The organism is Paenimyroides tangerinum, from assembly GCF_003865405.1.
Lineage (GTDB): Bacteria > Bacteroidota > Bacteroidia > Flavobacteriales > Flavobacteriaceae > Flavobacterium > Flavobacterium tangerinum.
Window position 1 is genome coordinate 58,591 of record NZ_RQVQ01000002.1, and the last position, 25,486, is coordinate 84,076.

Consider the following 25,486-nt stretch of genomic DNA (forward strand, 5'->3'; position numbering starts at 1 on the left):
TATGAGGCTTTTTTATTTCTTCAAATGAATGATTTTCATAAAAAGACGCAAAGACAGATTTTTTATTCAATATAATGATTTACAATATCTTATGAATATTTTTTTTATCTTTAATAAAAAAATGCAAGAAATAAATCTCTCTAAAAAAGAAATTCAATCTCGGTTAAATAATTTGCGAATTCAACCTCAAAATTTAGAAGCTCGTAATTACGGAGTTTCTATAAAATATTTTGAAACCAAGAATGACAAATGGAATAAACGTATTGATTATTCCGTTAGAGTTGAATTAAATATTGATAAAAATAATGGTGTTGTATCATTTGAAAAAAAACATGTTATGATTAATCAACATGTGCCGGATTTAATAAATGAAATTTTCGCTAATAAGATATCAGAAGCACTTTATCCAATTGAAGCAAACATGAATGAGAAAGGTTTAGGCGGGTCTTATATAGAAAACTATGAAGATGTTTTATTGCGTTGGAAGAATAAAAAGGAAGAAATTTTAAAAAAATATCAAAGTGAGGCTGTCACTCATTTTTTAGAAAAAACTTCCAAGATTTTCAATAACATCAATTTATTAAAGCAAAGTTTGCATAACGATTGGTTTTGGAATTTATTTTTTCATCCCAAATTATTGCATTATGGCGATAACCGAACTATTGAAAAAACTTTGTATTTGAGTATAGTTCCTTATCAATATCCATTTCGATTTACTGGCACACAGTATATTGAGAAGATACCAACAAATTATCATTCTTTTTTGGTTACATATAAAAGTGATGAAGTGGAAGCTCCTTCCTATTTCAGACCTAAAAACATAACAGATAATCAAAAAGTTTATATGTGTTTGGATGTATTTTTTGATCTTGATTTATATCATCATTTTCCAATACATACACGAGCATACTTAACTATTTACAGTAAAGATTTAAACAAGAAAAAAATACAAATACGAAGAATAGAATTTACAATGTACCAACAGAATACATCGATTTATGAAAATAAAAATTTAAGCAATAAAAGCGCATTCATTACTGGAGGCATTGTTAGGCTACCTCCAAACGAATGGGGTTTTGATAATTTTGAGCGTGTTGCAAATGATTGGTAATTAAGGGCATTAAAAAATTAATTATTAGAAAGAAAATTATGGCGTTGAAAGAAAAATTAGTACAAGGAGCAATTTGTCAATGCAAATTTGGTTCGCTCACAGATAAATTAAAGGTTTTAACACAAACCAAATATTATCTAAATGATCATGAAGGCAAAAGTAAACTAGCTGCAACACACAAAGATATTGGAGCAACTTTTGAAAACGGAACTTTTGGCCCTTGTCAAATGCAACCTACAACTTTTGGATACAAGCCTTGTCAATCTGTTATAACGGCTTGGAGTGGTTATTACGAAAAAGAAATGTACACTCCACCAGGTGGATATATACTTTTAGAAGACAGTAAAGCAACTTGTCCAATCGGTGGTACGGATTGCATCAGTGTAATTATGAGCGGACAAATTGCAGAACCAAGCCAGAAAAATTTTGAAAGTGCCGATTCTGAATTACAAGCGCACATTAATCCTGTGCTTGAAATGAAAGAGTATTATTTATCTGATCCTTATGAATTTTTAAATGTTGAGTAAATGAGTATGATAGTAAATAAATGTGGACTAAAAATAAATGGAGTTCATGATAGATTTGTAGAAAAAGGAGATGTCATTTATATTCCTAAAAATGTTACTCATGAATTTTATATTGAACCAAATTATACTTTTTTTGATCCAAATACAGAAAATTTATCAGATGTAGCAAATAACACGAAATGGGCTTTCATAATAAGTTCGATTTATCAAGCAGAAATCGATAAATTTAAAAACAATGAGAAAATCACAGGATATACAAACGAAAATTGGGGATCGTTTGAAAATACACAAAATGAAAATTTTCTAGATTTACTAGGTATTGGCTATAATTATAAAAGAGGAGAATTTATTAGGTTTACTTATCTAGATGAATCGAGAAAGTTTAATTCTTGGAAAGGAGAAGATTTCATCGTTTTAAATATAAATGAAAAAGATATTTTAAACTCATTCTATTTTTATGTTGTTTTTTACAGCGAACCTTCAATTAATATCGCTTATTTTAAAATTCCTAAAGTAGAAGTTCAGAACACAACATTTAACCCTGAAACTAATCTAAAAGAAGATAAAATTACCAAAGAAGATAAAAGTTTTTTTTATGGAGAAAGTGTTGAATTAGTAATAAAATTTCATCGATTTTGTAATTCCAAAATTGACCAGTATTCATTTTTAAAAAAATGTAATATTCAATTCTATTTAACTGATGGTGTAAATGGAGAATTAATTTCAGATACGATTTTTAAACATATCGATTTAATACATGTTGATTACAGTTCTAAATTTGAAAATCCAAATTCTGGATATCTTAATACAATCATTCGTTTAAATATTGATATTAATGAAAGTTGGAAAAAATATCACCCTGAAATAACTAATAAAAAATATTCTATCCATATAGTTGCTTTAGAAATTAATTACTTTCATCAAAAAGAACACTCTGAATATAATATCAAAAAAGAAGATAAGGTTTTACTTGTCTCTAATATAGATAGTGATCATTTATCTACATATCACATAAGTAATTTCTTTTCTGTTAGAAAGTCGGCATTTGAAATATCGCTTTTTAATGAACACGAAAAGAAAAACATGATTCAATATATCGGAGATGTACCTTATACTAACAAACAAAACGAACCTTGTGCCTTTTCAATAATTACAGTAAGTGATGGGGAAAGAAAAGTCGAAATTTTTAATGAATATAAACTAGTTGATGAAAAAATAAAAGATTCAACTTCTCAATATTTTGATATAATTGCTGGCGAAAACAAAAAAAAGATTACAGTTACAGCAAAATTTAAAGAGAATAATGATAGCGATTTGGACCCCATTCGTTTAGCTGACAAAAACTCATGCTTAAAAATTTTAAACGACAATAAAGAACACAAAACACATAAGGATGTTTTTAAGATGGAATACATTATTGGACAGTATATCAAAAAAAATGATCCTGATTTTTTCATCAAACTATATAAAGATCAATTAAAGCCCATTGAAATAACTGATTCCGAAGACACGTACAAAAAGCAAAGAGATATTAAATCTTTAACTAATATTAACAACTTCGAAAAAGGAGAAACGTATCCAGAAGATTCGGTTTTTGACAAGTATAAAAACCTAACAGTAGCTCAAATCCAAGGTTTAACTTCAAATGACTATAAAATAGACCCAACTACAGATAGTATAACACTCGATTTGGGATATAAATATGATAAGTCTATTGCAGAGGGTACTCCATATCAAAATAAGTTGTTAGATAATTTTTGGCTTTTTAAATATTTTTGGCTTTCAAATGATTTAGCGCAAATCTATTTCGTTCCCGTAACAACTTGTCGTTATCCAAATCAGTTAGCAAAAATAAAAATATATCCTGATATGGCTTGGGAAATAGCTTTCACATTTGCTTTAGAAAATCCATTAGCTTATACACATTCTAATTTACGGTCTGGAAATATCTTTAAAGAAGCGCAAGATAAAGCCCGTAAATCTGGGTATGATAGATATGCACTTAGTAAAGGAAGAGCAGTACCAGCAGAATTCTCACTATCAGTCCTTAATAAAAGAGACAAAAAATCAGACGGCGAGTACAGTATAAAGGATGAATATGCTTTAGTTTTTAGTAAAAAAATCGCAGATTTTTTTGAGGTATTATCTGTAATAAAAAACTTAGCGGATAACGTAAAAAATTCAGCGGGTGGAAAAGTAAAGAATGCAACTCCAGATTTACCTTTTAGTTTTGAAGTTATGTCTCCAAAATTAGGAGTTAAAGTTAGTTGGGAAGGTGAATTGATAGAGGATAATTATTCTACTACAGGTTTGTTAAGTTTTGTTGCTGACCCTCTTGTTGGTGCAGAACTTACAATTGACATGTTAGATGCAGTAAGTAATGTCCACCCAGTTGTAAAAGCACTCGAAAAAGGGCTAAGTATAGGTCTAGAAGCCTTAGGGGGTTATATGAAACTAGATGCCGTTTTTTATGGTCAACTAAACATTACCATTGAAGCCTTAAAATTTAACACTAAAAAGGGAATCTCTACAAGTGAAAAGCCTGTCGTTATTGAAGGAAAAATGGGAGTAAAATTGGTATTTACTCTTAAAGTTAGTGGAGAGTTGAAGGCACCAATATTTGATTATCTATTAGATTTTGAAGCTGAAGCTAAGTTTGAAGGCAATGCCTATTTTGGAGGAACAGCATTAATAAATGTAGACAAAAAAGGTATTTATGCTGATATTACGGGTAAGTTTTCAGGTCTTATTTTTTCAGCTGTTATAGAAATTAAAATTGGTAGATATATGCGTAAACATGAATTTGAAAGTGAGCCTATTTTTGAATCGGAAGAAATTCCTCTTGGGAAGAAATATTTAGTTTATAATAAATAATCAGATGATAAATACCTCAAAAATGCTGTTGATAGCTATAGTGATGATGTCTTGTATGAATAAATCAGAAAACGAAAAAATGAATAATTTAATAAATATAAAGGATGATAATATGAGCGATAATTATAAGAATAATAGACTAGGAACATATAAAATTGCAACATCCATAAATCGTTGCCAAGGAATTTTACTGATAGATGATGTCCCATCATTCCAATTTTGGGGAGAAAAATCAAAATTTAGCACAACAACTTATGCACAAGCAAATCATATATTATTGTTTTCAGGCAAACATGAAATTAAGCTACAATTATTCCCAAAACCATGGGAGAAAACTTTTGAAAAATATGCATTTGGTGGACTTGAGTTTTTCTATTATGATGATCTTACTTTCAATCAAGAATATTCATTATTTAAAATAACTACACCATCTGAAAAGGATAATAATATTGGCGGTCTTCCATATTACGAACTAAAAACAGAATTAGAAGTTGAGTTACCTTTTGATATCATTGGATGGCGAAATTCAGTAAACTTAAAAGATGAAAACGAAAATGGTCATGACATTTCTAAAGAATTACACCAGAAAATTACAGAAATAAGTAAAATAATTGCCAAAAGAGAAGTAAATCAATTTTCGAACCTTATTAAAGAACGTGAAGCTTTATTAGAAACAGCCTTTTATTTCACTAAAGATGAAGCCAATCAAGGTTTAAATGATTTTTTAGAATTAATTAAAGACACCAATTATGAATTAGTTCCATTGCCAGAAAATGCCAATCTACATTTTTATGGTTATGGGAAATTGATTACGCTACTAACGCCAGAAAGAGAAGGAGTTATTACCTTAGTCAATAAAAATGACCCAAAAGATAAAATTGTTTTAGACTTCTATTTCCATAGAAAACAAAAAGGCAAACCGCTCGAAGTTATTTTATAAACAAGTTCAATTATTTTGTTTATAAAGCAATAATAAACAAAAAAAGCGAAAAATTTTAACTAATTAAAAAATGAAAAAATGAAAAAAATATTATTATTCCTATTACTATTTCCATGTTTTGGGATGGCTCAATTAAGCTATACTGATTTGAAATATTTGGCAAACAATAAATCTGATTTGAATATAGAATATATTAAAAACAAAGGATATTCGTATCGTGAGGAAAGAGATATTCCCGATGGAACGAAGCAACTTTATTATGAAGGTGGGAAACTCAGTAAAACTTTAGTTGTTTTAAAAGTAGGTTCTAATTCAAATAATCTTATTGTTTATGTTCCAGAAACAGAAGCCAATTATAGAGAAATATTAGATGCAACAAAAAAGGATAATTATACATTCATCGAGACAATTTCAGGTGAAATAGATACTTGTAATACATATCAATCCAAAGAATATTTTGTGAAATTTTGTGAAATTCAATTTCCAAATGAACCAAATAAAGCCTACAATATCACTTTTTATAAGAAAGGAATTGAGTTGTAAATTTATTCAAAAATCACTCACTCGTTTGGTTACGCTCCTTTAGTAGCTAAAGCCGAAAAAATAATTTCCCGATGACATATACATTTTATTTACACAAAACCAAAAGCAATAACAAACTTGAAATAATTCGATAAATGAAATACATCTTTATAGTCATTTTTTACAATTTTTATTTTTTTAGTTACGGACAAACAAATTCCAAAACAGGAGCCATTCCTAAAGAAAAACAAATTACATATGCCGTTCATGTAAATGCGAAAACACCGTATGAAATATATTTAGATGATATCTTGGTGGATTTTTTTTACGAAGACAATATGAACAATACGACCGAGTTAAATTCATATTTATTAAAAAACGGCACGCACAAATTAAAGATAAGATATCTACCACGAACAGATAGTCAAGACGGATTATTAGACCCTAAAGATGTAATATTTAACAAAGATTCAAAATGGAATGTTTATTTTGTAAAATTAAATAAAGACTCAGAAGCTCCATTGGGTTATACAAACGAGATAAATTACGGATCTAGTGAGCTTGCAATAATAGCGCCACCAGAGAAAATGCCATTTTGGGAATGGAAATGGGATTAACTGCTGGTCTTGACGTTCCTAAACTAAGTTTTGGCGCAAAAGAAATACCTAAAAAAGAAATGCAAAAAAAAGACGAATCTTTATTTTCTATAGAGGCTGAAGCCTCGGCAAAAGGAGAAACCTCGTTAACTTTTACCGCAAGTCGAGGTATTGATACCTATGGTGCATTTCTTGAATTCAAGGCAGATTTTGATGGTATGGATGCTTTTGTTACTGTTAAAGCAAAAGTTGAAGGTGGTGATTTAGGTAATTTTGAAACTGGCTTCGAAAATAAAAAAATCAACGTTTTACCTGCTAAACCAGACATCATAAATCAACGATTATATATAATTCCTCCAATAATAACCTTACGTAGAAATGAAAAATAAATCAATATGGAGCATCCTACTCCTAGTTTTTAGTTTAACCAACTGTAACAGCCAACACGAAATGACACAAGAACAACTTAACGAATTAATTGAAGAAGAATACAATTATGTAACACAATTTGAATCTAAACCATTTTATAGATTGCAAATAAACAAACAAGCCTGCCGTTTGGTTATCGAAAGTTATGTAGAAGATTATCGTTTTTTAGAAGATGATGGTGAAAGCATGTTGCTTCCAATTAATTACATGATTGCAGGTAGTGGTCCGCAAAAAATAAAAGTAAAAGTTTATCCACGTTCAGGCGAAACCTACATTACAAAAAATGCTTATATAGGTCTCAATTTAATTTATGCATCAACTAACAGGGCAAAATTAAACGAACATCAATCTTTAGCAACTTTTACTTTACCTAAAAACATTGAAGAGCAAAAATTACCTTACTTTGAAGGCGAAATTACATTTGATGCTTTTGTACCTTATAATTATGTAAATCAGTTAAATGCTGCTACCGATCTCAAACAACTAAAAAACATTAGAGAATTGGTCGAAAACAAATACAAACAAATACATCAACTGGCTTTAGATAATCATGAGTATGAATATATTAAAGCATTTTTATTTTCGTACGGAAAATTATCAAATACACATTATGCAACTTTAGAAGAAGTTAAATGGACTTATAAAGACGGAAGTCCGTTTATACCACCTTCACCAAAAGTTTACGATAAAAAGTTTTTACCTTTAGATGATTGCGAAATGCAATTTTATGCCGATGGAAAAATTGTTGCACTTTGGCATAAAAACAAACTAACTTCTGGTTTAGATATGGAATTTAAAGTTAATGAAGATGGCGAAATATTTGAAGATACAGTAGCCGACCCTATTTTTCTTTGGATGCCCGAAGGCAGTAATGAATTATTGATATGGTAATGAAAATTGAAACTAGTTACTTCTTAATGATAAAAAAACTACAAGTTTTAATTTTTAAACTCAAAAAAAAACTTTCTCATGTCCCAATTTTACAATTTATTGTTGTTTGTGATTGATATGTTTGTGATGTAATTATTATTATATAAATCGAAAACTCATGAAAAACAATTGGCAAACACATCCGACGACAAAACAATATCTAATTTTCTTATTTTTTATTATAACATCAACTGTAAATAGTTTGGCTTTTATGACCGATTCGTTTACAGAAACTTTGTTTAATTATGATTTAATAGAATTTAAATTATTACTATTCGTTCCAATTATTTGGACTTTTATGATGACTAAAAATTACATAAAAACATTCAAACAAGTTTAACTATGGATTTTATATCGGATTACATTTTTTGGATTATTTTTATTATTACTATAGCATCTATTTTTTTATATAAAAAGATAACAAAAGACCCAAACGCTATAACTGCTAAACATATAGCGTCTTTAAATTTAGAAAGTCAAAATATCACTCGCGAAGATATCTTACAGGCAATGAGATATTCTAAATTTAAAAATGCATATTTCAACGAAGAAGACCAAGTATTCAGGGGAACTGTTGGATTTTCGATGTCGTCTTTTTTTGAATTAATTGAAATTCGCTTAATCGATTCAGAAAACAACCAAAGCTTAACTTTTTTATCGATTTGTGGATTACCAACTCAGATTTACGATTGGGGAAAGAACAAAAGAAATTACAAACGATTTCTTAAAAATTTAAATCTAAAAACACCTAATGAACTTTCTAAATAAAAATACTTTTGACAAAATTGGTCACAATTATAGCTCAAAATAAAACGTATTGATTTCAATGTAAATTCAATTTAAACAAAAATATTAAGTATAAAAAAACTATAAACACACTGAATTATAAACAAAAAAACAACAAAATCAATAATATTTTATATTTTAAAAACAAAATAAGCATTTATTTACATAAATAGATACTTAATAAATATGTGTTTTTTTATGATACGAAAAATATTTTTACTTTTTTTATTGAGCCCATTCTTTAGTTCTTCACAAACTTTCACATTGGTAGAAAACTCTGGAATTCTACCTATTCAAAGATCATGGGATATGGTTTCTTTTCAAGACATTGATGGAGATGGCGATCTTGATTTATTCACAGGAGGTGCTCATCCATGGGCAACTGTAGGTAGAATGTATAAAAATGACGGAGATGGAAATTTTAGCATTCATGACGATCAAACATTCATTAAGAAACGAGAAGGCGGATTGGCATTCGGTGATGTTAATGGCGATGGCTCACCTGACATGATTGTTTCTGGTGGATATGGAAACCCAGGAGGTTCATTGACAAAACTCTATTTTAATAATGGAATTGGAAATTTCACACTCTCAGAAACATCATCATTTCCAAATGTATATCAAGGCGATATTAGAATGTTTGATTTTGACAATGATAACGATTTAGACATCCTCATATCTGGGATGTTAACAGGTACAGAAAACGTTTTACATTTATACGAGAACAATGGAAATGGAGTTTTCACTTTAAGAACACAAACAGGTTTGGAACAATATGGTCTGAATTATGGATCTGTTGTAATTGAAGATTTTAATAATGATGGAAACTTAGACATCGCAACAAACGGAAGACTTACTGCTGCAAATAGTTCTTCAAAAACTCGAATTTTTCTAAATAACGGAAACGGAATTTTCACTTTAATGACTCAACCAGCCTTTGATTATATTTCCGCAGGAACAATAGTTGTTGGTGATGTTGATAATAATGGCTCTGTTGATTTAGTCTTTTCAGGAAGTGGGACAGGAACAACAGATAATCCTAACGGTTTTAAAACTGAATTATTTTTAAACGATGGAAATGGAATTTTTACTTTATCAAACAGTAACAGTTTTATTGGACACATCGATTTCCCTTCAATCGTTCTGACAGATATAAACAATGACAATTCATTAGATCTTATAACAATGGGAAGAATTGGAATGGATCCTGCAACGTATGCAACATATTTATATATAAACAACGGTTTAGGTAATTTTACTTTAACTCAAAACACACCTTTTACTGGTTACAGCAATGGTAAAATTTCAATTGCAGATGTAGATAATGATGGTGACAAAGATATTTTAATTACTGGTTATAGTGGTTTCGATAATGGTATAGCAAAACTTTATCTTAACGACGTTGCTAATCTAAGTACAAATGAAATTATTTCACAAAAATTTAAAATTTACCCTAATCCAGTTACCGACATTCTAAACATCGAAATGTTATCAGAAGATCAAATAAACGCTTTCGAAATTTATAACATAGAAGGCAGACTGATATTACAAAGTGACGCAAAAGAATCGTCAATTTCTTCTATAGATGTTAGCACTTTAAAAACAGGAATTTATATTTTATCCTTAAAAAATAATCGTTCAGAAATACACAAAATGAAATTTACAAAAAAATAAAACCACACATACAAAAAAAGCAACTCGTAAGAGTTGCTTTTTGATTTATATACAGTAAATATTATTTTACAAATTCAGCTGCTTGCTTAAGAGCAGCTTCGATTCCTGAAACATCTTTACCTCCAGCAGTAGCTAAAAACGGTTGGCCACCACCGCCACCATTAATATGCTTCGCAATTTCCTTAACAATATTTCCAGCGTGTAAACCTTTTTCGGCAACTAAATTTTTAGAAATAGAAACCGTAATTGATGGTTTTTCAGCATCCGAAGTAGCAACGACAACAAAAGCATTTTCCATTTCATTGGTTAAATCAATCGCGTTTTGTTTTGCCGAGTTAACATCTAAATCAGTAACAACTGCTAAAAAGTTAATTCCATTAATCTCTTTAAAAGCTGCTAACCAGTTCGATTTTAAAGCTTTTGCTTGTTGCGCAACAAATTTTTCTACTTGTTTCTTCAATTTCGCATTTTCATCCTGTAATGCATGAACTGCCTTTAATGTATCTTGTGGGTTTTTAAGCGTTTCTTTAATCTCCTTTAAGGTATTTTCTTGACCGATGTAGAAATCGCGAACTGCGTCACCTGTAATCGCTTCAATACGACGAATTCCTGCTGCAACAGCACCTTCAGAAATAATTTTGAAAGACCAAATATCAGCTGTGTTTTGTACGTGAATTCCTCCACATAACTCCATCGAATTTCCAAATTTAATCGCACGAACTAAATCACCGTATTTCTCACCGAATAAAGCCATAGCACCTTCCTCAACTGCTTGGTTAAATGGAATTGCTCTACGCTCGATTAATGGTAATTGTTCTGCAATACGAGCATTTACAAATGCTTCAATTTCTTTTAATTCTTCGTCTGTAACTTTAGCAAAGTGAGAGAAGTCAAAACGTAAATAGTTTGGTGCTACTAACGAACCTTTTTGTTCTACGTGAGTCCCTAAAATAGTACGTAACGCTTGGTGTAATAAATGTGTTGCCGAGTGATTTTTAGAAGAAGCCGAACGTAAATCTGTATTTACTTTTGCTACAAATGTAGCTTCGATATTTTCTGGTAATTGTTTTGTGAAATGTAAGATTAAGTTGTTTTCTTTTTTCGTGTCAATCACTTCAATTGTTTCGTTAGCAGAAACTAAAACTCCTTTATCACCAACTTGACCTCCACCTTCAGCGTAGAAAGGTGTTTGATCTAAAACAATTTGGTATAAAGTTCCGTCTTTTTTAGATTCAACTTTACGAATACGTGTAATTTTCACTTCGTTTTCAACTTTATCATAACCTTCAAAAGTTTCAACATTTCCTGGAATTAACACATTCCAGTCGTCTTTTGAAATTTCTGAAGCTGCACGCGAACGATCTTTTTGAGCTTTCATAGCTGCTTCAAAACCTGCTTCATCTAACTCATACCCTTTTTCACGTAAAATCAAAGCAGTTAAATCGATTGGAAAACCAAATGTATCATATAATTCAAACGCTTTAGCTCCATCAACAAATTTACCTTCAGTACCAGCAATAACAGTATCTAACAAGTGTAAACCTTGATCTAAAGTACGTAAGAAAGAAGCTTCTTCTTCTCTAATTACATTCTTAACTAAATCTTTTTGAGACACAATTTCTGGGAAAAATTCGCCCATTTGCGCTGCTAAAACATCCACTAATTGATAAATAAAAGGTTCTTTTGTCCCTAAGAATGTAAATCCGTAACGAATCGCACGACGTAAAATACGACGAATTACATAACCAGCTCCATTGTTAGAAGGTAATTGTCCGTCAGCAATTGCGAAAGCAACCGCACGTACGTGATCTACAATTACACGAATTGCAATGTTTGTTTTATTTTGTTCTTCTGAAATATTTTTAATTTCGTTAGAAGTATATTTTAACCCAGTGATTTCTTCAACTTTAGCGATAAGTGGCGTAAAAACATCGGTATCGTAATTTGAAGTTACATCTTGCATCGCCATACACAAACGTTCAAATCCCATTCCAGTATCTACGTGTTGTGCTGGTAATTTTTCTAAAGATCCGTCTGCTTTACGGTTGAACTCCATAAATACGTTATTCCAAATTTCAACTACTTGCGGATGATCTGCATTAACTAATGAACGACCAGAAACTTCAGCTCTTTCAGCATCTGGACGTAAATCGACATGGATCTCAGAACAAGGTCCACAAGGTCCTTGATCTCCCATTTCCCAGAAGTTATCTTTTTTGTTTCCTAAAATAATACGATCTTCAGAAACATATTGCTTCCATAAATCCCAAGCTTCTTGATCGAAAGGAACATTTTCATCTGGATTTCCTTCGAAAACAGAAACATATAAACGGTCTTTATCTAACTTTAAAACTTCAGTTAAGAATTCCCAAGCCCAATCGATTGCTTCTTTCTTAAAGTAATCACCAAACGACCAGTTCCCTAACATTTCGAACATCGTATGGTGGTACGTATCAAAACCAACATCTTCCAAGTCGTTATGTTTTCCCGAAACACGAAGACATTTTTGCGTATCGGCAATTCTGTTACTTTTTGGCGTGGCGTTTCCTAAAAAATATTCTTTAAACTGGGCCATTCCCGAGTTATTGAACATCAAAGTTGGATCGTCTTTTAAAACAATCGGAGCCGAAGGAACAATTAAATGACCTTTACTTTCAAAAAATTGTAGAAATTGTTTTCTAATGTCTTGTGATTTCATTCTATATTTTGATTTCTTATAGTAATTTCAGTTACAGAAGTTTGTTTCTGCTTTAACGTGCAAAATTAAACATTTTTTAGTGTGATATTAAATTTTTTATTTAACTCAATTGTAACTTTTTTGGATATTTAATACTAATTAGAAAATTTGTATATTAGCAAATAGCAATTCTATTAAAATATGCAAGTAGATTTACCAGAGAAAAGATATTATAGCATTGGCGAAATTGCAAAAGCATTTTCGGTAAACGCCTCTTTGATTCGCTTTTGGGAAAAGGAATTCGATATTCTCAAACCTAAGAAAAATGCAAAAGGTAACCGAATGTTTACACCTGAAGATTTGAAAAATTTAAAATTAATTTTTCATTTAGTTAAGGAAAAAGGGTTCACTTTAGATGGCGCTAAAGAACATCTAAAGAACGAACAAAAAAAGCCAATGGATACGCTTGAAATCATAAATAAACTCGAAAGTATTAAAAACGAATTGCAGAAATTAAAAAACGAACTTTAAAATTTAATTAAAACAACAAAATGAAAAAAATCCTTCCTATTATTATCGTAATCGTAGTATTGATTGGTGGTTACTTTTTATTATCAATGAATTACCAAAACACAGCCTTAACTTACAAACAAAGTGCTGATAAAACTTGGGCAGATGTTGAAGGTGCTTACCAAAGAAGAAATGACCTTATTGGGAATTTAGTGAATACAGTAAAAGGTGCTGCAGATTTTGAAAAATCAACTTTAGAAGCGGTTGTTAATGCAAGAGCAAAAGCAACTTCAATGACAATTGATCCTTCGAATATGACGCCTCAACAATTAGAGCAATTCCAACAAGCACAAACAGGAGTTAGTTCTGCTTTAGGAAGATTATTGGTAACTGTTGAAAAATATCCTGATTTAAAAACAAATCAAAACTTCTTGAAATTACAAGATGAATTGGCTTCGACTGAAAATCAGATTTTAACAGCTAGAACTCGTTTTAATGCAAGTATCGAAGTTTACAACGGTTATGTTTTAAAAATGCCAAACAAGTTTTTCTTATCTAATTATCCAGAAAAACCATTCTTTAAAGCTGAAGCTGGTGCTGAAAAAGCTCCTGAAGTAAAATTCTAAAAAAATAAAAATGTCAATAACTGAAGACTTTATTTCGAAACACGAAGAACAAGCGATTATTGATGCAATAAACACTGCAGAAAGTAAAACATCGGGAGAAATTCGTGTTCACATTGAAGAACATTCTGATTTAGAAGTTCTTGATCGAACCAGAGAAGTTTTTGTCTTATTAGAAATGCATAAAACAAACGCCAGAAATGGTGTTTTGTTTTATATAGGCGTTCGCGACAAAAGCTTTGCCATATTTGGTGATAATGGCATCAACAATGTAGTTCCAGATGATTTTTGGAGTTGTACAAAAGATGTGGTTATCGATCATTTTAAACAACAAAAATTTAAAGAAGGTTTAGTTGCTGGAATTTTGAGAGCCGGAGAACAATTACAAAAGTTCTTCCCTATCCAAGAAGATGACACGAATGAACTTTCTAACGAAATATCAAGAGGATAAATGAAAAACATCTTAAGTTATAAAAATGTTTTAATAAGTTGCTTTTTCTTGTTGCTGTCGATTGGAACCTTTGCACAATTCAATATTCCACCGAAACCAACAAAAGCTTCAGAACAAACTAGTGTTTTTGACTATGCCAATTTATTAAAACCCGACCAAAAGAAAGCTTTAGAAAACAAACTGATTAAATATGCAGATACAACATCTACACAGATTGTAGTTGCAATTATCCCAAGTTTAGAAGGCGAAAGCGAAGGAATGCTTGCTCCGAAATGGCTACATGAATGGGGTATTGGACAAAAAGGTAAAGACAACGGTGTTTTTATTCTTTTAGCAGAAAAAGAACGTAAAATTTACATTGCTCCTGGTTACGGCTTAGAACATATTTTAACAGCCGGAATTAACGGTGAACTTATTAGAAACTACATCATTCCAGAATTCAAAAAAGGAGATTATTACCAAGGTTTAAACGAAGGAACCACGCAATTAATGAAACTTTTTTCTGGAACTTACAAAGGGGAACGAAAAAAGAATGTAGATAGTTCTGATGGAATTCCAGTAGTTTTAATCATTATTGGAGTAATCATAGTTTTAGTAATAGTTAGTAAAATAAAAAACAAGAATGGCGGAAACGGCAAAAACGGCGGTAATCGTGGTTTTAACGGACCTGACCTTTTAGACATTATTATCCTTAGTGGAATGGGCCGAGGTGGCGGAGGCAATTTTGGAGGAAGCGGAGGATTTGGTGGCGGAGGTTCTGACGGAGGCGGCTTTGGTGGCGGTTTCGGAGGAGGAGGTTCCTCTGGTGGAGGAGCCGGTGGAAGCTGGTAAAGAATATAAAAAAACATCTGATTTCTCAGATGTTTTTTTGTTTACATAGATATGAAATGGCTACTTTCTTTCTTTTTTCCTGCAAACTTATCAAGCTTGTAGCTTAAAGAAAACATAAAATATCTTTTTAAAATCAATTGATCAGAATCTTGAATCGAAGTTGGACTTATATAACGGTTTGTACTTAAATTCTGATTTAATAAATCGTAAGCTTTTACTTTTGCTGTTAATTGGTCATTTAGGAATTTATATCCAATACTTGCATTCAACAACGTAAAATCCTTTTTAAAACCGTCAGCTAACATGGAATTATAGTTGTAGCCAACATCGGCACCAATGATAAATTGTTTTGGCAAATATGACGTAATTTGAAGGTTTAATTTATGCTTAAAATTATTGGTTTTATCTAAAGAAAAATCTGTGTATTTAACCATATTATAATCATATTGATAAGAAGGAGAAATAATAAATTCTTTGTTATAATCCCAGGTTAATTTAACTTTTGGTGTTAGACCTTGAGAATTTGCGCTATATAATACATCATTTGTTTTCCCTTTAAATCGATCTAAGTTAAAATTCAAACCAACTTCATAACTCAATGTATTCACACCCAATTTATACGACTTATTAAAAGAAGCTCCAAAATAAGCATAACCTGTACCCGAAGTGTTCTCGAATGTTCTAAAGCTCTTAAAACCTTCATCATAAGAAACTACGTCCATAATACCACGTGAATCAATACTTCCACCGGCATAAATATAATAACCAGAACGTGTTAGATAGTCGTAATTAGAAAAATTTAAATTAATACCGTTTGATAATTTAGATTTCAAATTTCCATTACCTTGAGATATGCTCAATGTTGAAGACAAATCTTGATACTCTAATAGTTGATACATACTAGGCAATGAACCTGTATATCGATAAGAAAGATATAAGCGTGTAGATTTTCCAAATCTAAAACTATTTGAAATTCGGATATTTGGTAAAACATCCGTTTTTTTATTTAAGTAAACATCGCTGTTGTATAAAGATTTCATCTCGTAATCCATCCAACGACTTCCTAAATTTAATTGAAAGAAACCTTTCTCATGTTGATATTCGTAAGCAACACCAGCATTTACCTCATTGGTTTGGAAACGATTTTTATAAGATTGCAGATCATTAAAATCTGAATATTGATTGGTATTAGCATCATAATCAAAAGTTTCTTTGGTATCAACATCCAATGAATTTACATAACCTCCTGCAACAGTCAAAGTTTGTTTTTTAGTAATCGGAATTCGATATTCAAGTTCTAAATCATAATTATCAGTATGTGAATTACTAAATGCGTTTTGATTTCTGACATCATTTGGATTCGAACCTTCGTAAAAGATCGTGCTCACTTGATTACTTGCAAATGATTTGTTTTTGGAATTATTGTTTTCGAAATTTAAACTAAACGAAGTTTTGTTCTTAAATCTTTTATTATAAATCAATTTATTCTCAAAACGATCGGAATCCGTTTCAGAGAACTGACTACCTTCCGATTTATTAATCAAATCATTCAATATTGAAACTGTTTCTGAGCTTGACACATTATGTCTTCTGTTGCTGTTTTTTTCATAAACTGGAACGATTGCAAAAGAAGAAGTTGAATCAATTTTAACCTCAAAATCCATTGTGAATTTATGATTATTTTTGTAAGATGTACCTTCATTTTCATTCAACGAGATCACTCTGTTTTCAGGCAAAAGGTTTTCAATCCTAGATGAAGATTTAGAAATATTATCTTGATTATCCAAGACGTAACTTCCTGCAACATCCACTTTCTTTTTGAACGAATCGTTATAATTTAAACCAACTAAATTAGAAGTTGTGATTCCAGAATTGCCAGAATATTCATCAATAAAAGATGAATTGAACGACCATGAATTTCGTCCACCACGCATGTTATCAAAAACTTCATTTTGAGAAAAACCCGATGAATTAATGTTATTTGATGAAGCTAAAACACTAAATTTAGTTTCACCTTGAAAATAATTCGCAAGCAATGAAGATTCATAACGATCATCAGTTCCATAACCGCCATTAATACGTCCGAAAAAACCTTTGTTTTTATCTTCGTCAATGGTTAAATTTATCGAAACCGTTTCACCGTCGCTTTTCTTTCCAGCAAGTTTTTCTGCTTTGGTTTTATGATCAGAAACTTGAACTTTATTTATGATTTCTGCTGGTAAATTTTCGATTGCTATTTTTCCATCAGCTCCAAAGAATGGTTTACCGTTTACTAAAATATTTGGAACTTCTTTTCCATTATATTTAATTTTCCCATCGGCATCAACCGTAACTCCAGGCAATTGCTCTAACAAAGTTTTTACGTTAGCATCCGGACGAACTTTAAATGAAGCTGCATTAAATTCAATGGTATCTTGCTTCACGCGAATTGGCGCAACATCAGCTTTAATTACCATTTCATCTAAAGTATTAGAATCTTCAGTCAGAAAGATTTCTCCTAATTGAATGTGATCATTAATTAAATCGAATTGTTTCGAATAATCAGTAAAACCTAACATACTTGCAGCTATAAAAGTGGGAACTTCAACTTTATTAGTTTGTAAATCGAATTCACCTTTTGCATCCGTAATGGTGTAATTAATCAAGGTTGAATCTTTTGCTGTAGAAAGGTAAATAGTTACAGCTTCTATAGGTTTTTTATTTTCATCTGATATTTTTCCTTTTATAGAAAAGTTTTTTTGAGCAAATGAAAAAGCCGTTCCGAAAAAAAACAGCATAATTAAATAAAATACTTTATTCATAATATAAATTTGGCTTAAACAAATAAAGAACAAAATATTAACATAAACAAAAAGCATCTTAAAAAAATTAAGATGCTTTTAAAAAAAGTTACATTCTTGGCATTCCTCCAGGTGGTCGATCTCCTCGTTGCCCACGATTTCCTGGTCCGCGTTCGTTCGATTGTTTTCCTGTACCGAATTTATCAAACTTGAAAGTTAACGAGAACATCACATAACGTTTCAGAACCGTATTTTCTTGATCTGAAATCGCAGTTGGACTTACCGTTCTTCTAGTTCCGATATTTTGATTTAAGATATCATAAACCTTAACCTTTGCAGTTAACGTCTCATTTAAGAAATCATAACCTAAGCTCGTATTCCAAAGGAAGAAATCTTTCCTGAAACCTGGTGCAATGTTGGTGTTATAGTTATATCCAAAATCATTTCCCCAAGTAAGATTTTTAGGCCAATAAGTAGTGGTTTGTAAATTTATTCTATGAACAACATATTCTGTTTTATCTAATGCTAAATTTGAATAAGTATTATTATTATATTCTAAACTATATGAAGGTGCAATGGTTAAAAATTCACCATAATCCCAAGTACCGTAAATTCTAGAAGTTATACGAAGTGGGTTATTTTCATACAATTCGTTATTCGTGAATCCTTTCGAAAGTCCGTAGCTTGCACTCGCTCCGATTCCGTATCTAAACGTGTGTGCATCAATCTTTTTGGATTTATTATAATTTCCATATAATCCTAAAGAATAAGCGCCAGAAACATTTTGATAAGTAGTGGTACGTTTTCTGTTTTCATCAAAAACAGTTGTTGCTACGATTTGCGAATCATAGAAATTTCCTGAAAGCCCAACTGTCCAACCTGTACGCAATTGGAAATTATAATCTCTAAAACTAAGATTTGCAGAATGATTCTTCGTTTGATCTAAATCAGCATTTCCGATAAAGGTATTCAATGGATCATTGAAACGTTCGTAAGGTAAAATTTGCGAAGCTGTTGGATTAGAAACCGAATAATTATAACGGAAATTCAATGTTTTTGAATCTGTAAATTTAAATCGCAAACTCGTAGAAACATTTGGAGAAACAAATTTACGACCAACTCTATAATCAGTATTTAGATACATCGCATTTGCTTGAAAATCATTTATCTGAACACCTGATCTAAAATCAAAAAACAACTTTTTTGTATCATAAGCAACACCAACAAAAGGCGTTGAAGCTGTACTTTTATTATTTGTGCTACTTGAATACAAATCACTAATTTGAGAAAAATCATTAGTTAACGGATCAAAATTGTATGTTTTAAGAACATCCGTATCTAAACTATAATTAAATGTATATCCTAAATTCAATTCAGTATTTTTAGCAACAGGTTGTGTATAAGTTGCGCTTAAAGTATAATTATCGTTTGTACTTCTGGTATCATTTTTCTGATTTCGGATATCATCTGATTGTGTTCCTTGATAAAAAATGGTTTCTGAATTAGTTCGACCAAAACCAGATGTGTTTGAATTTGTATTATCAAAAGCTACACTTAAATTTTGTCCTTTTTCATTCAATTTTTTATTGAATTGAATGGAATTTGTAAAATTAAAAGTTTCCGTTTCTGAATGACCAACTACATTATTTGTATTAAACAAATCACCATTTTCGTCCATCGAAACAGATGAACTATTTGAGTCTATGATGTTTTTAGAACTTGAAATCTTTGGTTCTACAAATAATCTTGTCGTTGGATTTATTTTATATTCAAGATTAAAATTTGCATTGTGATTTAAATTATCACTCGTTCTATTAGATTCAGATTCCGTAATAAAATCACCATCAGGAAGTAAGTTTACCACACGAGAACGATTGGCATTTTCATTTCTTGTATCGTTCAAATAGTAACTTGCATTAACATCTAATTTTTTAAAGAATTGATCTGAATAGTTTACACCAAACATATTCGTCCTCGTAATTCCTGTTCCGGAACCTGTTCCTAAACCACCGCTTGATCGCCCTCCAAAACTATTAAACTGACTGCGTCCACCTCCCATATTATCAAAAACACCATCCATTGAAAAACCAGTTGCATTGATGTTATTTGAAGAAGCTAGAACAGAAATTTTTCTATTTCCTTTAAAATAATTTATCAATCCACTTGATTCATAACGTTCATCCGAACCATAACCAGCCATAACTTTCCCGAACAAACCTTGATTGTTTTTCTCATCAATAGTCAGATTGATACTTGCATTTTCACTTTTAGCGCGTTTTCCTGAAAATTCTTCCGTTTTTGTTTTCGCATCGGTTACTTGAATTTTTTTGATAATATCAGCAGGAAGATTTTGCATCACAACCGATCCATCTTTATCGAAAAACGGTTTTCCGTTTACTAATATTTGAGAAACAGGCTGACCATTTACTGTAATTTTTTTATCTGCATCAATCTCAACACCAGGCAATTCTTTCAAAAGCGCTTCGACATTTGCATCTGGACGAACTTTAAAAGACGAAGCATTAAATTCCAATGTATCTTGTTTCACACGAATTGGAACATCAGTAACAATAACCAATTCTGCCAACATATCTGACAATTCAGTTAATGATATTTCTCCTAAATCTTTAGACTCAGTAATCTTTTCAAATTCAATATTTTTATCTTCATATCCTAAATAAGATAGAGATAAAAACGAGGGCTGCTCCATAGGTTTTACTTTCAACAAAAAGTTTCCAACAGCATCTGTGATTGCATATTGGATTACTGTAGAATCTTTTTTCTGAAGTAACAAAACCGAAACGGCTTCAATTGGTTGTTTGGTTTCATCAATTACTTTTCCTTTTAACTCAATATTTTGAGCATTTGAAATTAAAGTAATTAAAAACGTAAATAGGAATACAAGCTTTTTCATAAAACAAAAGTACAAAAAAGCGACTTACAAGTTTACACTCATAAGTCGCAATTATTAAAAGGTTTACCGATATTATTTTATTTCACAATTATTTTTTTAGAGTATTTCTTTTGGTTTGATAATTCAATCTGGAAAATATAAATTCCTTTTGAATAATTTGAAACATCTATCATTTTCGAAGTTGTCTGAACAATCTGTTTCCCATCAATTGAAAAAACTGTAACATTTAGAAAATCAAATTGTTCTGTTTCGATATAAACGAAATCATTCGCAGGATTTGGATATATTTTAATGTAATTTTCATATTTCAAATCAATCACATCAAGCGGATCATTGTTAAACTCATAAGCCCCAATATCAACAATGGTATCTACAAATCGAGGATTCCCATCTAAATCTATGTTAAAATTTGAAATATTTGGAATTGCATCTGTATTATAAATACTATTAAAACCAGCATTAATAGCAGGACTTCCGTAACTGAGTCTGAAATTTTCATTTTCTGGATCTATAAACATTGGATTAGCATCAATATTCCCGCCTAAATCTGTAACTGGTATCGTACCTGGATAATTAAAAGCATTTACAATCCAGTTTGAGCTGCCTCCAGAACCTTGAACTAAAGAATTTTTGATTGAAGTAGCTGCAACATAATTAAATAAATTTTGTGCAAAAACATAAACTGCCGTATTATTATAAATTATGGAATTAGATATTTCATTTACTCCATACTGTTCCTGCGGATCTGGAGAACGTGAAATAAAAATACCACCACCATGCTGAGAATAAGCATGATTTTGAGTAATTGTTGAATTGTTAATATAAAAATTAATTTCATTACTTTTATGTATAGCACCACCCGAGGGCCCACGATTTCCATAAAACAACGAATTATTAATCACAAGTGTATCTTTAAGTTGTCCTGTTGCCTCTATCGCTTGATTGAAATTATTTTTAAAAATACATCTATCAATATTTACTTTTATAGGAAATGGAGGTAAAGGTGGATTAATATACTCATTTCCATCAATTCTAAGAACGCTACTACCATTTGGAAGCGAACAATTTGAGTCAAATACAGAATTTACAATATCAGCAGAACTATTGTTGATATAAAAAACAGACATATTATTAACAACCGGATTATCTTTAAAAAGGCAATTATCTACATGTATATAACTATCTCTAATTAATCTAAAAACAGATGTATTGGTAACGTTATTTGCTATAAAATTACATCCTTCAAATTTCGCCTTGGCTTTATGTGTTAAGTAAGCGAGAGCACTTCCAACATAATCCATTGTATTATTAGAAAAATATGAATTAATGAATGTTGGATTTGCATCATTTTTAATCATAATTAATGAAGCTACAGTAACATTATTTATATATGACATATTTGAAAAAGTAGCTTCGGAATTACTTTCGAATTGGGCATAACTCAACCCCGTTGAACTCACTACAAAACCATCCAGTTTCGCATTTGAGCTAAGTTTTTTATCTTCATGATGAAAGTTACCTATAACATGATAACCTGTCGAAGTTAAGATACTTGAATTATTTTCATAATCTCTATCTTCAAATGTTGGATTACCCGTTGCTGGAAATCCACCATAAACCTCTATATTATCACGTAATTTAAAATAATAAATAATTCCATCAGCAGCAGGTTTAACAGGATAAGTACCTGCCGCAACCCAAACCTGATTACCTGGAATTTGTCTATCCATAGTTAATTGTAAATCACCGGAAGCATTTTCCCATGAAGAAGCATTTCCAGTTCCACCTTCTTTTACGTATAAAATATTAGACAAAGGTGTTTGGTATTCAAACAATCCAATATCAACAACATCGACTATTCTATCATTTTTCTCAAAATCAAATCCTGAATTTAATGCATTATCAATAAGTACTTGACTATCTCCTTTGTTAATTCCTAAACTCAATTCTTGCAGAGAATAGTCATCATTGAAGAGTGGATCAATATCAAAATTCCCCCCTAAATCAGTTCCATAATGACCGAACCATTGTTGTCCTTCAAAATAAAAATCGCTCCCATTTGACCCTTCAAGAATAGAATTTTTACAATAAGTTGTACTAAATCCATAAGAACGAAAATTGTCATTGGGAGCTGAATGAATATAATCAACATCTGCAGTGTTTCCATAAATAATCGAATTGTAAATATGCATAGTTGCCCCAGAAGTAGTTACTCCTCCAACAAAACCCTCTGCATGATTATTAGTAATTACACAATTAACAAGTTTAATATTTGCACTTGCCACTTCCATTCCGGCAGTATCACCATCAGAACCTGGTGTTAAGACAGAGGTATTATGAGCTACTAAGACTTGATAAAATATAGAGTTCGAAGATGAAACATTAACACCAGCACCTAGTCCCATAGTACTAATGTTATTAATTATTTTTAAATTTCGAAAGGTTGCATCACTTAAATAATTATATAACCCTGAACCTGCAATTGAATTACCTTCGGTTAATGTAAAACCGTCAATAATTGTTGTATTTAAAAGTCGAACTAAAATTCCACTCACTTGTAAAACTCGCGATTGATTTCCTTTTAAAATGGTTTCGTAAAGATTCGGATTTCGCTCTTCAAATGTAGGATTAGCTACATTTGGAAAACCACCATAGAGAGAAACATCTTTTCTCAGTTCAAAAGCCAAACCAACTCCACGTTGATAAATCCCCTGTTTCACCCAAATTTGATCTCCATCAGATGCAGTATTGATAATGAGTTGCAAATCATTTGAAGCAGTTGCCCAAGACAAGCCATTACCGGTTCCTGTTGCATCAACAAAATAAGTTGTTTGCGCTTGCAGTTTTGAAAACAAAACTAAAAAAAGTAAAAAAAGTAAAGTTTTTTTCATAAATATTAAGTTTTCATAAATATAAAATAAAAAACTTCACAAAAAACAAAAAACCTTTTCATTAACGAAAAGGTTTTTAAAATTATTTTTGTCTAAAATAAATATCGATTGGCACTCCTTGGAAATCATAAATCTCGCGAAGTTTATTTTCTAAAAATCTCTTATACGGATCTTTTACATATTGTGGCAAGTTAGCGAAGAATACAAACTGTGGAATTGCAGTTGGCAATTGCATACAATATTTAATCTTTACATATTTACCTTTTAATGCTGGTGGCGGATTACGCTCGATAATTGGCAACATTACTTCGTTAAATTTAGAAGTAGGAATACGATTCTTTCTACTTTCGTAAACGTGAACAGCAGTTTCTAAAGCTTTTAACAAACGTTGCTTAGTTAAAGCAGAAACAAAAAGAATTGGCACATCTGTAAATGGAGCAATTTCTTCACGAATTTTACGTTCGTATTCAACCGTTGTCATGGTATCTTTCTCAACCAAATCCCATTTGTTAACTAAGATTACAATTCCTTTACGATTTTTCTCAGCCAACCAGAAAATACTTTGATCTTGACCTTCGAATCCACGAGTTGCATCAATAACTAAAATACAAACATCTGCGTGTTCGATCGCACGAACCGAACGCATAACTGAATAAAATTCTAAATCTTCTTTAACTTTTGCTTTACGACGAATACCTGCAGTATCAACTAAGTTAAATTCAAAACCAAAACGATTGTATTTTGTATCAATTGCATCACGAGTTGTTCCAGCGATATCAGTTACTACAAAACGATCTTCACCGATTAAAGCATTGATAAAACTAGATTTCCCTGCATTAGGACGACCAACAACTGCGAACCTTGGAAGTTCTTCTGGATTCTCATCAACCGGAGGTAATTCAGGTAAAACTTCAACAACCTTATCTAACAACTCTCCCGTTCCACTTCCTGACATTGCAGAAAACGTAATATATTCACCTAAACCTAAGTTATAAAACTCTAAGGCATCGTTTTCACGTTTAGCGTTATCCACTTTATTAACTGCAACGATAATTGGCTTGGTAACTTTTCTTAATAATTTAGCAACTTCAGCATCCATAGGAGTTATCCCTTCTTCAACATCAACAACAAATACAATTGCATCTGCTTCGTCAATTGCTAATTCAACCTGACGACGAATTTCTGCTTCGAAAACATCTTCAGATCCTTTAATATATCCTCCAGTATCAATTACTGAAAATTCTTTTCCATTCCACTCACTTTTCCCGTAATTACGATCACGTGTTACCCCCGAAACCGAGTCAACAATAGCTTCTCGCCTTTGTACTAAACGGTTAAAAAAAGTAGATTTACCTACATTAGGTCTTCCAACTATGGCTATAATATTACTCATACTTATTCACTTTAATAAGTGTATTTT

The 25,486-nt window shown here is 31.1% G+C and carries 20 protein-coding genes; 15 read left to right on the top strand and 5 right to left on the bottom strand.

Annotated elements, in window-relative coordinates:
• Positions 1-121 precede the first annotated feature (121 nt).
• The 11 genes from EG240_RS01085 to EG240_RS01135 all read left to right on the top strand — a co-directional run bounded on the left by EG240_RS01085 (position 122) and on the right by EG240_RS01135 (position 10,389).
• The gene (locus EG240_RS01085; protein ID WP_125016537.1) at positions 122-1,111 is read left to right on the top strand and encodes a hypothetical protein; all 990 of its coding nucleotides are present in this window, start codon (positions 122-124) and stop codon (positions 1,109-1,111) included.
• A 38-nt stretch (positions 1,112-1,149) separates the two neighbouring features.
• The gene (locus EG240_RS01090) at positions 1,150-1,638 is read left to right on the top strand and encodes a DUF4280 domain-containing protein (RefSeq protein WP_125016539.1); all 489 of its coding nucleotides are present in this window, start codon (positions 1,150-1,152) and stop codon (positions 1,636-1,638) included.
• Positions 1,639-4,512 carry a hypothetical protein gene (locus EG240_RS01095; RefSeq protein ID WP_125016541.1) on the top strand — a complete coding sequence of 958 codons (2,874 nt, stop codon included), beginning with the start codon at positions 1,639-1,641 and terminating at the stop codon, positions 4,510-4,512.
• Between the two features lie 79 nt (positions 4,513-4,591).
• Positions 4,592-5,452 (top strand): hypothetical protein, encoded by an 861-nt coding sequence (locus EG240_RS01100; protein ID WP_125016543.1) that lies wholly within the window; start codon positions 4,592-4,594, stop codon positions 5,450-5,452.
• A gap of 78 nt (positions 5,453-5,530) precedes the next feature.
• Positions 5,531-5,995, top strand: coding sequence for a hypothetical protein (locus EG240_RS01105; RefSeq protein WP_125016546.1), 465 nt, complete (start codon positions 5,531-5,533; stop codon positions 5,993-5,995).
• Positions 5,996-6,129: 134 nt separating this feature from the next.
• Entirely contained in the window at positions 6,130-6,591 is a 462-nt protein-coding gene (locus tag EG240_RS01110) for a hypothetical protein (RefSeq protein WP_125016548.1), read from the top strand.
• Positions 6,576-6,959: a hypothetical protein gene (locus tag EG240_RS01115; protein WP_125016550.1), complete on the top strand. Its 384-nt coding sequence runs from the start codon at positions 6,576-6,578 to the stop codon at positions 6,957-6,959. The genes EG240_RS01110 and EG240_RS01115 overlap by 16 nt, the downstream gene beginning before the upstream one ends.
• Positions 6,949-7,890: a hypothetical protein gene (locus EG240_RS01120; protein WP_125016552.1), complete on the top strand. Its 942-nt coding sequence runs from the start codon at positions 6,949-6,951 to the stop codon at positions 7,888-7,890. The genes EG240_RS01115 and EG240_RS01120 overlap by 11 nt, the downstream gene beginning before the upstream one ends.
• Before the next feature lie 157 nt (positions 7,891-8,047).
• A complete protein-coding gene (locus EG240_RS01125) occupies positions 8,048-8,269 on the top strand; it encodes a hypothetical protein (protein ID WP_125016554.1) in 222 nt (73 codons plus the stop codon).
• A gap of 2 nt (positions 8,270-8,271) precedes the next feature.
• Positions 8,272-8,697 carry a hypothetical protein gene (locus tag EG240_RS01130; RefSeq protein ID WP_125016556.1) on the top strand — a complete coding sequence of 142 codons (426 nt, stop codon included), beginning with the start codon at positions 8,272-8,274 and terminating at the stop codon, positions 8,695-8,697.
• Positions 8,698-8,913: 216 nt separating this feature from the next.
• Entirely contained in the window at positions 8,914-10,389 is a 1,476-nt protein-coding gene (locus tag EG240_RS01135) for a T9SS type A sorting domain-containing protein (RefSeq protein ID WP_158611973.1), read from the top strand.
• A gap of 61 nt (positions 10,390-10,450) precedes the next feature.
• On the opposite strand, the gene alaS is transcribed toward EG240_RS01135, so the two are convergent.
• A complete protein-coding gene (gene alaS, locus EG240_RS01140; RefSeq protein WP_125016560.1) occupies positions 10,451-13,087 on the bottom strand; it encodes an alanine--tRNA ligase in 2,637 nt (878 codons plus the stop codon).
• Between the two features lie 180 nt (positions 13,088-13,267).
• On the opposite strand from alaS, the gene EG240_RS01145 reads away from it, so the two are divergent.
• The 4 genes from EG240_RS01145 to EG240_RS01160 are packed head-to-tail and all read left to right on the top strand — an operon-like array spanning position 13,268 to position 15,481.
• Positions 13,268-13,597: a MerR family transcriptional regulator gene (locus tag EG240_RS01145; protein WP_125016562.1), complete on the top strand. Its 330-nt coding sequence runs from the start codon at positions 13,268-13,270 to the stop codon at positions 13,595-13,597.
• A gap of 20 nt (positions 13,598-13,617) precedes the next feature.
• A complete protein-coding gene (locus EG240_RS01150) occupies positions 13,618-14,202 on the top strand; it encodes a LemA family protein (protein WP_125016564.1) in 585 nt (194 codons plus the stop codon).
• Positions 14,203-14,212: 10 nt separating this feature from the next.
• On the top strand, positions 14,213-14,650 hold the full coding sequence (locus EG240_RS01155; protein ID WP_125016566.1) for a TPM domain-containing protein: 438 nt from the start codon (positions 14,213-14,215) through the stop codon (positions 14,648-14,650).
• Complete coding sequence (locus EG240_RS01160; RefSeq protein ID WP_125016568.1) at positions 14,651-15,481, top strand: TPM domain-containing protein; 831 nt, start codon at positions 14,651-14,653, stop codon at positions 15,479-15,481. It begins immediately after the preceding gene.
• 41 nt (positions 15,482-15,522) lie between these two features.
• On the opposite strand, the gene EG240_RS01165 is transcribed toward EG240_RS01160, so the two are convergent.
• The 4 genes from EG240_RS01165 to der form a co-directional block, all read right to left on the bottom strand.
• Positions 15,523-18,282, bottom strand: a complete 2,760-nt coding sequence (locus tag EG240_RS01165; RefSeq protein ID WP_158611974.1) for an outer membrane beta-barrel protein — start codon at positions 18,280-18,282, stop codon at positions 15,523-15,525.
• 88 nt (positions 18,283-18,370) lie between these two features.
• Positions 18,371-21,175 carry an outer membrane beta-barrel protein gene (locus EG240_RS01170; protein WP_125016571.1) on the bottom strand — a complete coding sequence of 935 codons (2,805 nt, stop codon included), beginning with the start codon at positions 21,173-21,175 and terminating at the stop codon, positions 18,371-18,373.
• A 77-nt stretch (positions 21,176-21,252) separates the two neighbouring features.
• Positions 21,253-24,066 (bottom strand): T9SS type A sorting domain-containing protein, encoded by a 2,814-nt coding sequence (locus EG240_RS01175; protein ID WP_125016573.1) that lies wholly within the window; start codon positions 24,064-24,066, stop codon positions 21,253-21,255.
• Positions 24,067-24,148: 82 nt separating this feature from the next.
• Complete coding sequence (der, locus tag EG240_RS01180; protein WP_125016576.1) at positions 24,149-25,459, bottom strand: ribosome biogenesis GTPase Der; 1,311 nt, start codon at positions 25,457-25,459, stop codon at positions 24,149-24,151.
• Positions 25,460-25,486: the final 27 nt, after the last annotated feature.